This window comes from Mesorhizobium oxytropidicola, assembly GCF_056174625.1.
This window is the reverse complement of the sequence record NZ_CM149692.1, coordinates 6,667,042-6,679,191: the sequence shown is the minus strand read 5'-3', so window position 1 is coordinate 6,679,191 and position 12,150 is coordinate 6,667,042. Positions and strand designations below refer to the sequence as shown.

The 12,150-nt window shown below is 64.7% G+C and carries 11 protein-coding genes and 1 pseudogene; 2 read left to right on the top strand and 10 right to left on the bottom strand.

Going from position 1 to position 12,150, the window contains the following annotated elements; genetic code table 11:
- Positions 1-2: 2 nt before the first annotated feature.
- A complete protein-coding gene (uxuA, locus tag AC0V8S_RS33245; protein WP_475435792.1) occupies positions 3-1,187 on the top strand; it encodes a mannonate dehydratase in 1,185 nt (394 codons plus the stop codon).
- A gap of 12 nt (positions 1,188-1,199) precedes the next feature.
- On the opposite strand, the pseudogene AC0V8S_RS33240 reads toward uxuA, so the two are convergent.
- Positions 1,200-2,056 (bottom strand): annotated as a pseudogene (locus AC0V8S_RS33240) (sigma-70 family RNA polymerase sigma factor).
- A complete protein-coding gene (locus tag AC0V8S_RS33235; RefSeq protein ID WP_064989205.1) occupies positions 2,056-2,532 on the bottom strand; it encodes a carboxymuconolactone decarboxylase family protein in 477 nt (158 codons plus the stop codon). Before AC0V8S_RS33235 ends, AC0V8S_RS33240 begins: the two are co-directional and overlap by 1 nt.
- 188 nt (positions 2,533-2,720) lie before the next feature.
- Here AC0V8S_RS33235 and AC0V8S_RS33230 point away from each other — a divergent pair, with 188 nt between their 5' ends.
- Positions 2,721-4,160 (top strand): FAD-binding oxidoreductase, encoded by a 1,440-nt coding sequence (locus AC0V8S_RS33230; RefSeq protein ID WP_475435790.1) that lies wholly within the window; start codon positions 2,721-2,723, stop codon positions 4,158-4,160.
- 117 nt (positions 4,161-4,277) lie between these two features.
- Here the strand turns inward: AC0V8S_RS33230 and AC0V8S_RS33225 are convergent, their stop codons facing one another.
- The 8 genes from AC0V8S_RS33225 to AC0V8S_RS33190 form a co-directional block, all read right to left on the bottom strand.
- Positions 4,278-5,594 (bottom strand): aspartate aminotransferase family protein, encoded by a 1,317-nt coding sequence (locus AC0V8S_RS33225; RefSeq protein ID WP_475435788.1) that lies wholly within the window; start codon positions 5,592-5,594, stop codon positions 4,278-4,280.
- Positions 5,591-6,373, bottom strand: a complete 783-nt coding sequence (locus tag AC0V8S_RS33220) for an N-formylglutamate amidohydrolase (RefSeq protein WP_475435786.1) — start codon at positions 6,371-6,373, stop codon at positions 5,591-5,593. Before AC0V8S_RS33220 ends, AC0V8S_RS33225 begins: the two co-directional genes overlap by 4 nt.
- On the bottom strand, positions 6,373-7,695 hold the full coding sequence (locus AC0V8S_RS33215) for a type I glutamate--ammonia ligase (RefSeq protein ID WP_475435784.1): 1,323 nt from the start codon (positions 7,693-7,695) through the stop codon (positions 6,373-6,375). The genes AC0V8S_RS33220 and AC0V8S_RS33215 overlap by 1 nt, the downstream gene beginning before the upstream one ends.
- Complete coding sequence (locus tag AC0V8S_RS33210; RefSeq protein WP_475435782.1) at positions 7,692-8,354, bottom strand: cysteine hydrolase family protein; 663 nt, start codon at positions 8,352-8,354, stop codon at positions 7,692-7,694. Before AC0V8S_RS33210 ends, AC0V8S_RS33215 begins: the two co-directional genes overlap by 4 nt.
- Positions 8,351-9,289, bottom strand: a complete 939-nt coding sequence (locus AC0V8S_RS33205) for a MurR/RpiR family transcriptional regulator (RefSeq protein ID WP_475435780.1) — start codon at positions 9,287-9,289, stop codon at positions 8,351-8,353. The genes AC0V8S_RS33210 and AC0V8S_RS33205 overlap by 4 nt, the downstream gene beginning before the upstream one ends.
- 289 nt (positions 9,290-9,578) lie before the next feature.
- Positions 9,579-10,070 carry a helix-turn-helix domain-containing protein gene (locus tag AC0V8S_RS33200; RefSeq protein ID WP_183456595.1) on the bottom strand — a complete coding sequence of 164 codons (492 nt, stop codon included), beginning with the start codon at positions 10,068-10,070 and terminating at the stop codon, positions 9,579-9,581.
- 182 nt (positions 10,071-10,252) lie between these two features.
- Entirely contained in the window at positions 10,253-11,422 is a 1,170-nt protein-coding gene (locus AC0V8S_RS33195) for a trypsin-like serine peptidase (RefSeq protein ID WP_475435778.1), read from the bottom strand.
- Positions 11,423-11,438: 16 nt separating this feature from the next.
- A complete protein-coding gene (locus tag AC0V8S_RS33190; RefSeq protein WP_475435776.1) occupies positions 11,439-12,140 on the bottom strand; it encodes a hypothetical protein in 702 nt (233 codons plus the stop codon).
- Positions 12,141-12,150: the final 10 nt, after the last annotated feature.

Sequence of the window (12,150 nt, the reverse complement as noted above, 5' to 3'; positions counted from 1 at the left end):
CAATGGAACAGTGCTGGCGCTGGTATGGTCCGGATGACCCGGTGACGCTTGAACATGTCAAGCAGGCTGGCGCCACCGGCGTGGTTTCGGCGCTCCATCATATCTACGATGGCAGGGCCTGGCCCGAAACCGATGTGCTCGAGCGAAAGCGCATCATCGAGGCCGCCGGCCTGACATGGTCGGTGGTCGAAAGCATCCCGGTCCACAATTCCTTCAAGATCGGCGCACCTGAACGCGAGCGCTATGCCGGCTACTATCGCGACAGCATCCGCACGCTCGCCAAGGCCGGCATCAAGACGATCTGCTACAATTTCATGCCGGTGGTGGACTGGACGCGCACCGACCTCATGTATCGCCTGCCGACAACCGGCTATGCCTTGCGCTTCGATGCCATCGACTTTGCCGCCTATGATCTCTTCGTACTGCAGCGCAAGAACGGCGCCGCCAGCTATACACCGGCGCGTATCGCTGAGGCCGAGAAGCGGCTGAAGGCCCTGACGGCAGAGCAGATCGACCAGATCGAGCGCAACCTCATTGCCGGCCTCCCGGCAACCGAGCGCAAATATGACCGCGACAGTTTCCGCGAGGCTTTAGCGGAATATGATGGGATCGGGCCGAACGAGTTGCGCGACAACCTCGCCTGGTTCCTGCGCGAGATCATTCCGGTCGCGGAAGAGGAAGGGGTGCGCATGTGCATCCATCCCGACGACCCGCCCTTTTCGCTCTATGGCTTGCCGCGCGTCGTATCGACCGGGCAGGATGCACGGTTCATCCTCAACGCCGTCGACAGCCTGGCCAATGGCCTGACCTTCTGCACCGGCTCCTACGGCACGCGCGCCGACAACGACATCGTCGCCATGGTCAAGGAATTCGCCGACCGCATCCATTTCGTCCACCTGCGCAACATCACCATCGAGGAGGACGGCTCGTTCTACGAAGCCGAGCATCTCGAGGGCGGCACCGACATGGCGCATGTCATCCTGGCTCTGATGCAGGAGGAGGCACGCCGGCGCAAGGAGGGCCGTGCCGACTGGCGTATTCCGATGCGGCCGGACCATGGCCACCTGCTCGCCGACGACATCGGCAAGAAGAAGATCAATCCCGGATATTCGCTGATCGGCCGGCTGAAAGGCCTCGCCGAACTGCGTGGCATCATGCGCGCCGTGGAGAAGTTCGGGCTGGCCTGAGGAGTTTGTAGCTTAATGTAGGTGCCTGAGCTTATCGGGGTTGCGCACGACATAGATGGCCGCGATCTTGCCGTCCTCGATGTCGAGTGCGGTGGTCTGGAGTTCGCCATCGGCTTCCAGGGTGACGAACCCGGCAAGCCGTTGATGAAACCGACGCGGACAAGTTTCGAGCCACGCGTGCGCAACCAGGCCGCGACACGCTCGTATTGCTTCATGACGGCATCGAAACCCAGGGCCGGCTCCGCGGCTGCCGGACGCTTGCCGCCGCCGTCGGCATGGGCGATGACATCGGCGCTCAACATGGCGCCAAGCGCCTTCATGTCGCCGCTGCGCGAAGCCGTGAAAAAGGCCTCGGCAAGCTCGAGGCCCCGTTGCCTTTCCACCGTGAAACGCGGCCGGGCCTCGCGGACATGGCCGCGTGCCCGTGCCGCGAGCTGGCGGCAGGCCGCCGGGTCGCGCTCGATGGCGGCCGCGACCTCGTCAAACCCCAGGCCGAACACGTCGTGCAGCAGAAAGGCCGCCCGCTCGAGCGGAGACAGGCGCTCCAGCACCAGCATCAGCGGCAAGGTCACGTCTTCCACTTCGTCCTCCTCCACCACGGGATCGGGAAGCCAGGGGCCGACATAGGTCTCGCGTTTGTGCCGCGCGGATTTGAGCTGGTCGAGACAGAGCCGCGTCACCGTGCGGCGCAGGAATGCCTCGGGCTCGCGCACCGCGGCGCGGTCGGCCTTCATCCAGCGGATGAAAGCCTCCTGTACGGCATCCTCGGCGTCCGACACCGAACCCAGCATGCGGTAGGCGACACGCATGAGCTTGGGGCGCAGCGGGCCGAAGTCCGCTGCCGCATCGTCGGCCGCTGAGCTCGTCATCAGGCCGCGGCCACCCGGGCGGCCTTCACGGCAGCCGGGTCGGCATACAGGCCAAAACCGACAGCGATGCGGTTCCAGGCGTTGATGATGTTGATCGTCAGGGTGAGCTTGATCTGCTCCTCCTCCGTGAAATGCGCCTTCAGCTCTTCATAGGCGCCTGCGCGGCCGGTGTCTTCCGAAAGCCGAGTAAGCGCCTCGGTCCAGCCAAGCGCGGCGCGTTCGCGGTCGCTGTAGCAGGGGGCCTCGCGCCAGGCCGGCAAAAGGTAGATGCGCTGCTCGGTTTCCCCATTCTCGCGCGCCTCGGTGGCGTGGAGATTGATGCAGTTGGCGCAGCCATTGATCTGCGATGCACGCAGTTTCACCAGTTCGGTGAGGCTGTGCTCGAGGCTGGCGGCGGCGGAGAGCTCGATCGAGGAGCGCTGCCAGTTCTTCATCAGCGAAGGGGCGGCGGCGAAGAGGTCGATTTTTGCGGTCATGGTTGGCTTCCTTCTGTTGGTGCCGATCCCATGACGAGCGAGCGCTTGCTGGTGTGACATCCACGCCAGGATTTTTGTCCGCCATGCGCCGTTCCCGTCAGCTGCTCCAACTTGCGCGGCACCTAATATAAGAGCAGAATTAAAGGCGTTTGAGGGAGAACGGCTCATAAGCAAATCGGGAGGAAACCATGAACACCATGAGCCTCACCACGCTTGATCGCGGCAAGACGACAGTCGACGCCGAGGCAATAGAAGCGCTTTCGGCACAATTGCGCGGCACACTGCTGCAGCAGGGGGACGCTGCCTACAACGAAGCCCGCACCGTGTGGAATGCCACGGTCGACCGGCGGCCCGGGCTGATCGTGTGTTGCGTCGGCGCCTCCGACGTCATCCGTGCCGTGAATTTCGCCAGGGAAAACAGGCTTCTCGTCTCCGTGCGCGGCGGCGGCCACAACATTGCCGGCAGCGCTGTCTGCGATGGCGGTCTGATGATCGATTTGTCGCCGATGAAGTCGGTGCGGGTCGATCCCGCCGCACGGCGGGCATGGGTCGGACCCGGCGCCACGCTCGCCGATGTCGACCGCGAAACGCAGGCCTTCGGGCTGGCGGTGCCGACCGGCATCAATTCGACCACCGGCATATCAGGCCTGACTCTGGGCGGTGGCTTTGGCTGGATCACCCGCAAATTCGGCCTGACCATCGACAATCTTGTCTCCGCCGATGTGGTCACCGCCGACGGCAAGTTGCTGCGCGCCAGCCAGACGGAAAATCCGGACCTGTTCTGGGCGCTGCGTGGCGGCGGCGGCAATTTCGGCATTGTCACGGCATTCGAGTTTCAGCTCCACCAGATGGGTCCGCAAGTTCTGTCGGGGCTTGTCGTCCATCCTTTCGCCGATGCCGAGAAGGTGCTGGAGGAGTATCGCAAGGCGCTCGAAACGGCGCCCGACGAACTGACCTGCTGGGTGGTGATGCGGCAAGCGCCGCCGCTGCCCTTCCTGCCGGCCGAGTGGCATGGCAAGGATGTTCTGGTGCTGGCCATGTGCTATTGCGGCGATCTCCAGGCAGGTGAAAAGGCGACCAAGAAGCTTCGCGCCATCGGCTCGCCGATTGCCGATGTCGTCGGCCCCAACCCGTTCACCGGCTGGCAGCAGGCATTCGACCCATTGCTTACCCCCGGCGCCCGCAACTACTGGAAGAGCCATGACTTCACCCAGCTTCCCGACAGGGCAGTTGAGATCGTCACCGAAGCGATACGTGAGCTTCCTGGTCCGGAATGCGAGATATTCATCGGCCATGTCGGCGGTGCGGCGGGCCGTGTGGAGCAGAACGCGACGGCGTTTCCACAACGCAGCTCGCACTTCGTCATGAATGTTCATGCCCGCTGGCGCGAACCGGCAATGGATAGGGCCTGCATCGGTTGGGCGCGCAGCCTCTATGAGGCGGCCAAACCCTATTCTGCCGGCACAGCCTATGTGAACTTCATGCCTGAGGACGAGGTCGACCGGGTGGAAGCGGCCTATGGCGGCAATTACCAGCGGCTTCTGGAGATCAAGCAGCGCTATGACCCGCTGAACCTGTTCCGCATGAACCAGAATCTGCGGCCGAAACAAAGCCAGCGCGCCGCCTGAGCCGCCCGTGCCGCAGTGAAAAAAGCCGCGCCTCCGCCAGGGGCGCGGGCTTTCGCATATACTTCGAGAGACAGGGCCGACCCGCCGGAGCACTTTGATGGAGCGCGCGTTTCTCTTTCACCACATCATGAACGACGCGACATTCGCATCCGAGACCTTGCCGGCACTCACGTCGGCGATCGCCTGATCGACGATCGCCACGCCCTCGGCCACTTCGTCTTCGGTCAATGTCAGCGGCGGCATGAATTCGAGCACATTGGCCTTGAGCCCGACATAGGTGAAGGCCGCGCCGAGTTCGTAGCCGCGATAGATGATCTTGGCCGTGGTCGTGGCGGGCACTGGCTCGCGCGTTGCGCGGTCCTTGACCAGGTCGACGCCGATGGCGAGGCCACGCCCGCGCACGTCGCCGATGATCGCATGTTTTTCGCCGAGTGCCCGCAGCGCATCGGAAAAGAGCTTGCCGATCCGCGCCGAGCGTTCGACCAGGCCTTCGCTTTCGATCGTCTTCAGCACCGCATTGCCGGCCGATGTCGCCACCGGATTGCCGGCGGTGGTCTGCAAGGCGAAGGCCGGTGCATGATCCATGATCTCCTTCGGCCCGATCACGGCCGACAGCGGCAGCCCGCCGCCAATGCCCTTGCCGAACACGACGAGGTCCGGCGTCAGCCCTTCGTGCTGGAAGCAGTGCATCATGCCGCTGCGGGCGAGCCCGACCTTGACCTCGTCGACGACGATCTTGATGCCGTGCTTGCGGCAGCGCTCCTGCAGCGCCTTCAGGAACCCCGGCGGCGGCACGATCAGCCCGCCATCCGACATCAGCGGCTCGATGAACACCGCCGCGACCTGATGCGGCGGGCAGGTGGTCTCGAACTGGTAGTCGAGCAGGGCAAGCACCTCCTCGCCGCTGAAATTCGGCCGGAACGGATCGGGATAGGGCAGCAGCACCACGCCCGGCCGCGGCAGCGTATGCGTCATGGCGGTGTGGCCGCTGATGCCCATCGAGCCCGAAAGGTTGCCGTGATAGGAGCCGATGAAGGAGATGAAGCGCGACCGGCCGGTGGCCGCCTGCAGCACGCGCACAGCGCAGTCATTGGCGTCCGAACCGGAATGGCCGAACCAGACGCGCCGTTCGCCGTCTCCAGGGGTGATTGCCAGCAACCGCTCGGCCAGCGAGACGGCGGGCTCGTTCGGATAGAGCAGCAGGCTGGCGCCCGCCATGTCACGGACGGAGGCCTCGACCGCCTCGACGATGGCCGGATGGCCGTAGCCGAGCACCGCCGGGCCGGCCGATCCGGACAGGTCGAGCAGCGAGCGGCCGCCTTCCTCGATCAGCCGGTTACCCCTGCCGCCGACGACGCTGAGCGGTGAGAAGCGCAGCTTGCCGATCTGCGCGATGGTCGCGGCGTCGCGTTCGCGCAGGCTGAGATTGCTCACGGGATTGCCTCCGTCTCGGCCGGCAGTGCCGCCGCCAGCCGGTCCGCCCACTCCTCGATGCCGACCCGGTTTGCCAGCAGGTCCTGCCGGATCTCGACGAGGACGGCGGGGATGCCGCGGTCGTCACCATGGACCGGCACGGCATAATCGGCGTCGCGGCTGATCACATAGGGCACGTTGGCGGCGACGTTGAGCGTTGCGTCGGCGCGCAGGCCCGACAGGATCGCTTCGGCGAGACCGGCCGCATGGTCGTGCAGCACGCCCGCATGCCATGGCCTGGCGACACCCAGGAACACCGGCGTGAAGGAATGGATCGTCACGATCAGCGTTGGCCGGCCTGCTTCTACCCGGCGATCGAGATACGAGGCCACCCGGTCATGGAACGGTGCGAACATGATTTCCGCGCGCCGGTCCCGTTCCACCGTGTCGATGCCGACATTGCCGGGAATGTCGGTGTCTTCCGACAGAACCGGGATGCTGCCGGAGGTGCCCAGTGGCCGGTTGAGGTCGATCAGCAGCCGCGAATAGCCGCTGAGGAAGGCCGCTGCATCGAGTCGTGCCGACAAGAGCCGCGTCACCTCAGCGGCGCCGATATCCCAGGCGATGTGGCGCTGCAGATGGCTGGCATCGAGGCCGAGCTGCCGATACTCGACCGGTATGTGGTTGGAGGCATGCTCGCACAACAGGACGATATCCGAGCGGCCATGCTCATTGAGAACCTCGACGGCGTCAGGCCAATCTTTTCGAGGGAGCAGGTCTTTTTCAGTCTGCGCAGTCATCAATAAAGCGTCCGGTAGAGATCGCAGATGGCAGCCGGATCGAGGCCGGCCAGACGCTCCGCCTCATGCTGCTTGAGGCCGACGAAGGTCTCGATGAAGACAGGCGCGAACCATCCGGTGACGGTCTTGTCGGCCAGAAGCGCGTCCAGCGCCGCCGGCAGAGTTTCCGGCAGCCGCACGAGGCCGAGCTTTTCCCGCTCCGCCTCGCTCATCAGCGTCGGATCGCCGGTAACCAGCCGCGGCGATGGCAGCTCCGCCTTCAGCCCTTCCAGCCCGGCGCGGATGATCGCCGCCAGCGACAGGTAAGGATTGCCGGTGGCGTCGGCCGCCCGGTATTCAACATTGTACTGCCGTGCCGGATCGCGCCCGCCGATCGTCACCGTCGGACAAATGCGCAAGGACGCCTCGCGGTCGCGGTCGGCGAGCCAGGTGTAGGACGAACTCCAGCTGTGCGGCTTCAGCCGGTAGAAGGATGACACGCTCGACGCTGTCATGGCAGTGATCGCCGGGAGGTGTCGCAGCACGCCGGCACAGAAGGCGCCGGCCTTGGCGGACAGGCCTCCGGGTTGCGCCGCATCGTAGGTCACCGGCTTGCCGGCCTCGTCGACGAAGCTGAAATGGATGTGCACGCCATTGCCGACGGCATTGGGCGCGGTCTTGGGCGCGAAGCTCGCCCGCCAGCCAGCATTGCGTGCCACTTCGCGGGTGATCTCGCGGATGGCGACGGCACGGTCAGCTGCCGTCAGCGCGTCCGCAGGCTCATGTGTCACCTCGAACTGCTCGTCACCGAATTCGGCGATGACCACTTCCGGACCGACGCCGGCCTCCTCCAGCGCCGCCATCAAATTGGGAGCGAACGGATCGGTGCGGCGCAGCGCGGCGAAGGACATCGAATGCGCCGGCGCGAAGCTGCCGTCGGCAATGTGGAACTCATGCTCGAAGGCGGCGATGACGGAAAGGCCGGTTGCGGCCTTCAGCTCCGCCAGCGCATCCCTGAGCATGGTCCGCGTGCAGCCGAGCCAGGGGCTGCCGTCGAGCTCGACAATGTCGCCGGCCACCATGTCGAAGGGCGTCGGCGATCCGGTCCGTTCGGTGCGGAAGCGCGCCTTGAGATCGGGGATCAGCCGCAGATCGCCCGACGAGCCCCAGGGATTGGGAACGACGATGGAATTGAACGGCGTCATCGACAGGTTGGCTTGCAGCCACCCGACACCGGTCGTGGCGGTCTTCTGCAGCCTGCTTTCAACCACGAAACGGCCCCGCGTGATGGCGCAGAGATCCGTTGTGACGACGGCAACGAGGGGCTCGACGGTCGATGTCATGCCGTTTTTCCCAGAGCGTTGAAACGGTCGACGACGGTGTCGGTGTCGGCGACCCAGCAATAGCCGCCGAAGGCTTTCAGCGCGATATCGTGGCGCTCCTGGGTGATGGTGGCGCAGGCGTCCGCGACACAGGTGACGAGATAGCCGCGGTCGGCGCCGTCGCGCACGGTCATGTCGACGCATTGATCGGTGAGCACGCCGACCACGACGAGGTAGCGGATGCCGAGGTTCTTCAGGAGGTAGTCGACATTGGTCGAGTTGAAGATGCCGGACGATGTCTTCGGCAGCATGATCTCGTCGCCGACAGGCGCCAAAGATGCCACCGGCATGCCCTCAGGGAGGCTCGGCGCGACATGGATCGGCGTCAGCTTGTGGTCGAGCGAGCGGTCGCGGCCGTCTTCGGTCAGGCTCTGGATGATGGTGTGCAGCACTTCCACACCATTGGCACGCGCCGCCGCCAGCAGCCGCTCCTGGTTGGGGATCGTCTGCGAGGATGTCTGCCGGTAGAAATAATGGTCGGGGCCGCGCTCCGGGTGCGAGGGATCGGCGCCCGGTTCCAGCCAGATGCGCTGCATGTCGACAAGCAGCAGCGCCGTCTCGCCGGCACGGAAAGCTTCGTCTCGCTTGGGTAGGGCCTGCTTGGGTAAGGCTTGGGTCATGCTTGGTCGTCCTGCTTTGCTGATTTGGGTCCGGGTGTCTTGCGCGGCCCAGCTGTCTGGCGCGCGCCGTTCGATTGCGGGTCGCTGTCGAGGGTCACCGCATTGGCGTGCCGCACTTTCTCGATCCTTTCGATGCGCGCCCGGGCGTCGTCGCCCAGCGTCGAGACGATGTGGGCGGTAAGCGCTTCCATCTGCGCGATCGCCGGCGCCAGCGTGTCGTAGGGCGAGGCGACTTCCAGCGGGCTGACGATGGTGACTTCGGCGAGGTCTGATATCGGCGACAGCCATTGGTCGGTGAAAAGCAGGATGCGCACGTCGAGTGCTGCTGCCTGGCTTGCATAGGCCATGACGTCGAGCTGGTAGCGGCGATAGTCGAAGACGACCAGCACGTCGCGGCGGCCGAGATCGGCCAGCGTGTCGAAGGCCTGAGGAGAAAGCACACCGAGATCGCGAACGCCGGAGCGGAACTGCCCGAGATATCCCGCCAGCATGCCGGCGATATGGCGGCTGAAGCGGCCGCCGACCAGCACGATCTCGCCCTTGGCCTCCATCAAAAGGCGGGCGGCCCGCTCGTAGGTCTGCACCGGCGTCGCGGCGGTGGCTTTCTGCAGCGCCGCGGTGACGGAATCGAGATAGGCGAGCACGGCGCTGTCGCTGGAGCCGCTTTGCCGCTTAGCCTCCATCATCAACAAAGGCGAATGCAGTCTGGCTTCGACCTCGGCCAGCAGTTTGGACTGGAAATCCGGAAAGCCTTCATAGCCGAGCTTGACGACCAGCCGGACCACGGTCGGATCGCTGACGCCGGCGCGCCGGGCGAGCGAAGAGGCGGTGCCCAGGCCGGAGGTCGGATAGTCCGTCAAAAGCAGCCGGACGATCTTCTCTTCCGACGGCGTCAGCGCCAGATCCCCGCGCATCAGAACATCGCTTATCGCCATTGGCCTCCCCGAAATCCATGGTCTCTTGTTTTGTGGAGTTTGTTACAGAAATCATAGTTTTTGTCAACTATGAAGAGATACTTACATTGCCCGATCGCTGGCTCGGAAGCAGCCTGCCGGCGCCCCCGGCATGGCGTTGATCGGCAACAGCGCCATCAAGGACTTTCGGCGCTGCGCTATTTCAGGAATCAGGTGAAGTCGACCGGCCTTTGCCAGGAGTTCGGCATTCCGGCCGACCCGTGCGACCTGCTGCTCAGTGCCGATCCCTCGAAAAAACGCTCGACCGACCCTACCGCACATCATGGCGGAAGTCCGCCCGACCCGCCAGCACACAGGATGCAATCGCCGAACGCCGGCCGATATTCAGCTTCGCGAAGATCCGCCTGATGTGCTCGCGTACGGTGTAGCCGCTGATGCCGAGCTGCCGCGCGATCTCTTTGTCCAGCTTGCCGTCAGCGATCAGTAAGGCGATCTGGAGTTCGCGCCGGGTCAGTATTTCGGCGGCCGAAGGCGGAAGATCGGTGGCAACGTCCGGCATGTAGACGGCGTCATAGATCAGGTAGTGCGTGCCGGCGCACACGAGGCGTCCCACCGGCTGGCGCTGATCAGTATGACCGTCTGGATCCCCGCGATCGTCGTCCGCGTAACGGATGGCAACCAGCGAATGGCCGTTCACGACAAAGTTCGATGTATCCGTTTCCGGATCGCACTTTTTCCGTGACGCAGCAATCTCGTCAGCGAAGTCGGAAAGTCTCTGCAAGTTCTCGGCACGTGCAACCATGGCCGAACGCCCCAGTTGGCAGGAAACTCAGTACAATCACAAGCCCTGGCGCCCTAACAAAACTGCCGCGCCGCCGAACCCCGGCGCAACCAGTATGAAAGCTGCATAGATGGTTGCGACTATAACACCTTCCGAAATATTAGCATTCCAAAAATCATCGTCGGGTCGCCAATTTTCACCTTTCAGCGCCTGAATCCGGCGCGAATCGAGCGCAAGAGATCGGGGGTAAGCCTGACGCCTCGGTTGAACAGGCCGGCCGGGGCGAGCGGCACCCCAGGCCGGCACCCCCAGGCACCACCCGAATGTGGACGCGGACCGGCGGTGTGAACCGCGATCACCACCGGTGGGCCGGCCTGCTGGCGATGGATCCAGACTGGAGCGCCGCTATGTCCCGGACAGGTATCGACGCTGTAGAAAAGCTGCCGTTCCGTGATCCGGTCCAGGCGCTCGGAATGCTCCCATTGCGTGCCGTCCGGTTTGTCGGCCGGATAGCCCGAAATGTGAAGGAGCCGGGAGCTGCGAAGCCTCTCGAGATCCTGGCGGTTCGGCGACCAGAGTTGGAAGTGTCCGGGCGATGGCGAAAAGGGCCGCTCAAGCTCGATCAGCCCGACATCGTGCAGGCCAGACGGGCGGCGGCGGTATGGCGGGTTGACGTGCCATTGCTTGGCCCACTGCCAGCCGAACGGCCGCGCGTCACGCGAGGCTCGACCCGGCGTGACACGGATGCGCACGGCGAGATTGGGCAGGCCGAGCCGTTGCCGGATCGGACTGGTGATGCAATGCGCCGCGGTCAACAGCCGCGTCGGCGAAATCAGGAAGGCAGTACAGCCGGTCATCCTGCCATCGCCGAAATCGCGCTCGATGTGGCAGACCGCGCTGTGTGGAAAGCGGTTGGTGTGCGTGACCCTGGCGCGCCCGTCAGTCGGCCCAACCACCGCATAGTCCGCTTCGTCGGCTAGCCGGTCGAGTTCGAAGGGGGTGGGCGAAAAAGCATCATGTGTCTTGCTCGCGTTCGGCCTCCGGCGTCGCGCCATCCACGGGCATGGCCCCCGGTTGCACCGCATCATCCATCCCACCTTCATGCGCGGAACTTCTTGCGACGCCTCAGCCTGATCCGCGTCAGCACTTGCAGTCAGGCCGAGCAAGCCTCGCAGTCGCTCCATCAGAAGATGAGCCTCGTCGCCGCGGCCTTCGAGATAGGCCGCCGCGAGATCCATGAATTCCTCGTCGGAGTTGAAGGGTATTTCAGCCGGGCGCGGCGAGGCGGCGCGCAGTGCTTTGACCTCCTGAAGAACGATGGCGTCGAGGTCGGCCCATACCGACCTTGCATGAGGTGCGACTTGCCCGTGCATGGGAATCTCCCTTCGTTCAATTGTTGCGCATCAGCGCCATTTCATCGAATGTCGTGCTGTTGGGGTCGTAGAGCAGCGGGCGCTCCCGGTCCTGCAGCCAGCCTTCGTAGTTCCTGGCCCGCCTTGGATGCATGGCCTGGCGGGTGAGCCGGGCTGCCTGGACCAGGATCTGGCCCGGCTGCAGATTGCGGATCGCGGTGTTTACTCTGGGGTCGGCGCGGCTCGGCTGCCGATAGTGCTCGATAATTCTCTGCGCGATCGAATTGTTGCCCTTGGTCATGCCGATGCTGAGCGGGCGGTCGCGGTCGATGCCGGCGCGGGTGATGCGATAGACCTGCGGCCCTGGCGCCAGGAACGGCCGCAACAAAGCATCGACGCGTCCGCCCCGGCTGGCGGCGGTGCGCGCCGCGTCGATCGCAGCCAGCGAGACCGGCGGCGTCCAGCCGCGCCAGCCCGGCAGTTGTGACCCGCGCGCCCGCACCGACGTCTGGCCGCGCGCCGGCCGCGGGGCTCGCCCGCGCCGTATGGCTGTCTCATCAAACGAAGAGGCATCCCCGCAACTGCCGCAGCCACAGCTCGGAAAATGCCGGCGCCTGACCTCGACAGCGCGAAAGCCCTGTTGTCGGCGACAGCGCGAGCAGCCGCATGGCGAGCGGTGAGCGACCGTTTGCGCGGCCTCGTTGACCAGCGCGTCGAGTTGTTCGTCGAGATATGACATGCCGATCCCT

Bases quoted from the DNA above. Each gene is read 5' to 3' on its own strand.
- uxuA (WP_475435792.1), top strand. From the start codon at position 3: ATGGAACAGTGCTGGCGCTGGTATGGTCCGGATGACCCGGTGACGCTT.
- AC0V8S_RS33235 (WP_064989205.1), bottom strand. From the start codon at position 2,532: ATGACCGCAAAAATCGACCTCTTCGCCGCCGCCCCTTCGCTGATGAAG.
- AC0V8S_RS33230 (WP_475435790.1), top strand. From the start codon at position 2,721: ATGAACACCATGAGCCTCACCACGCTTGATCGCGGCAAGACGACAGTC.
- AC0V8S_RS33220 (WP_475435786.1), bottom strand. From the start codon at position 6,373: ATGACTGCGCAGACTGAAAAAGACCTGCTCCCTCGAAAAGATTGGCCT.
- AC0V8S_RS33215 (WP_475435784.1), bottom strand. From the start codon at position 7,695: ATGACATCGACCGTCGAGCCCCTCGTTGCCGTCGTCACAACGGATCTC.
- AC0V8S_RS33210 (WP_475435782.1), bottom strand. From the start codon at position 8,354: ATGACCCAAGCCTTACCCAAGCAGGCCCTACCCAAGCGAGACGAAGCT.
- AC0V8S_RS33205 (WP_475435780.1), bottom strand. From the start codon at position 9,289: ATGGCGATAAGCGATGTTCTGATGCGCGGGGATCTGGCGCTGACGCCG.
- AC0V8S_RS33200 (WP_183456595.1), bottom strand. From the start codon at position 10,070: ATGGTTGCACGTGCCGAGAACTTGCAGAGACTTTCCGACTTCGCTGAC.
- AC0V8S_RS33195 (WP_475435778.1), bottom strand. From the start codon at position 11,422: ATGCACGGGCAAGTCGCACCTCATGCAAGGTCGGTATGGGCCGACCTC.
- AC0V8S_RS33190 (WP_475435776.1), bottom strand. From the start codon at position 12,140: ATGTCATATCTCGACGAACAACTCGACGCGCTGGTCAACGAGGCCGCG.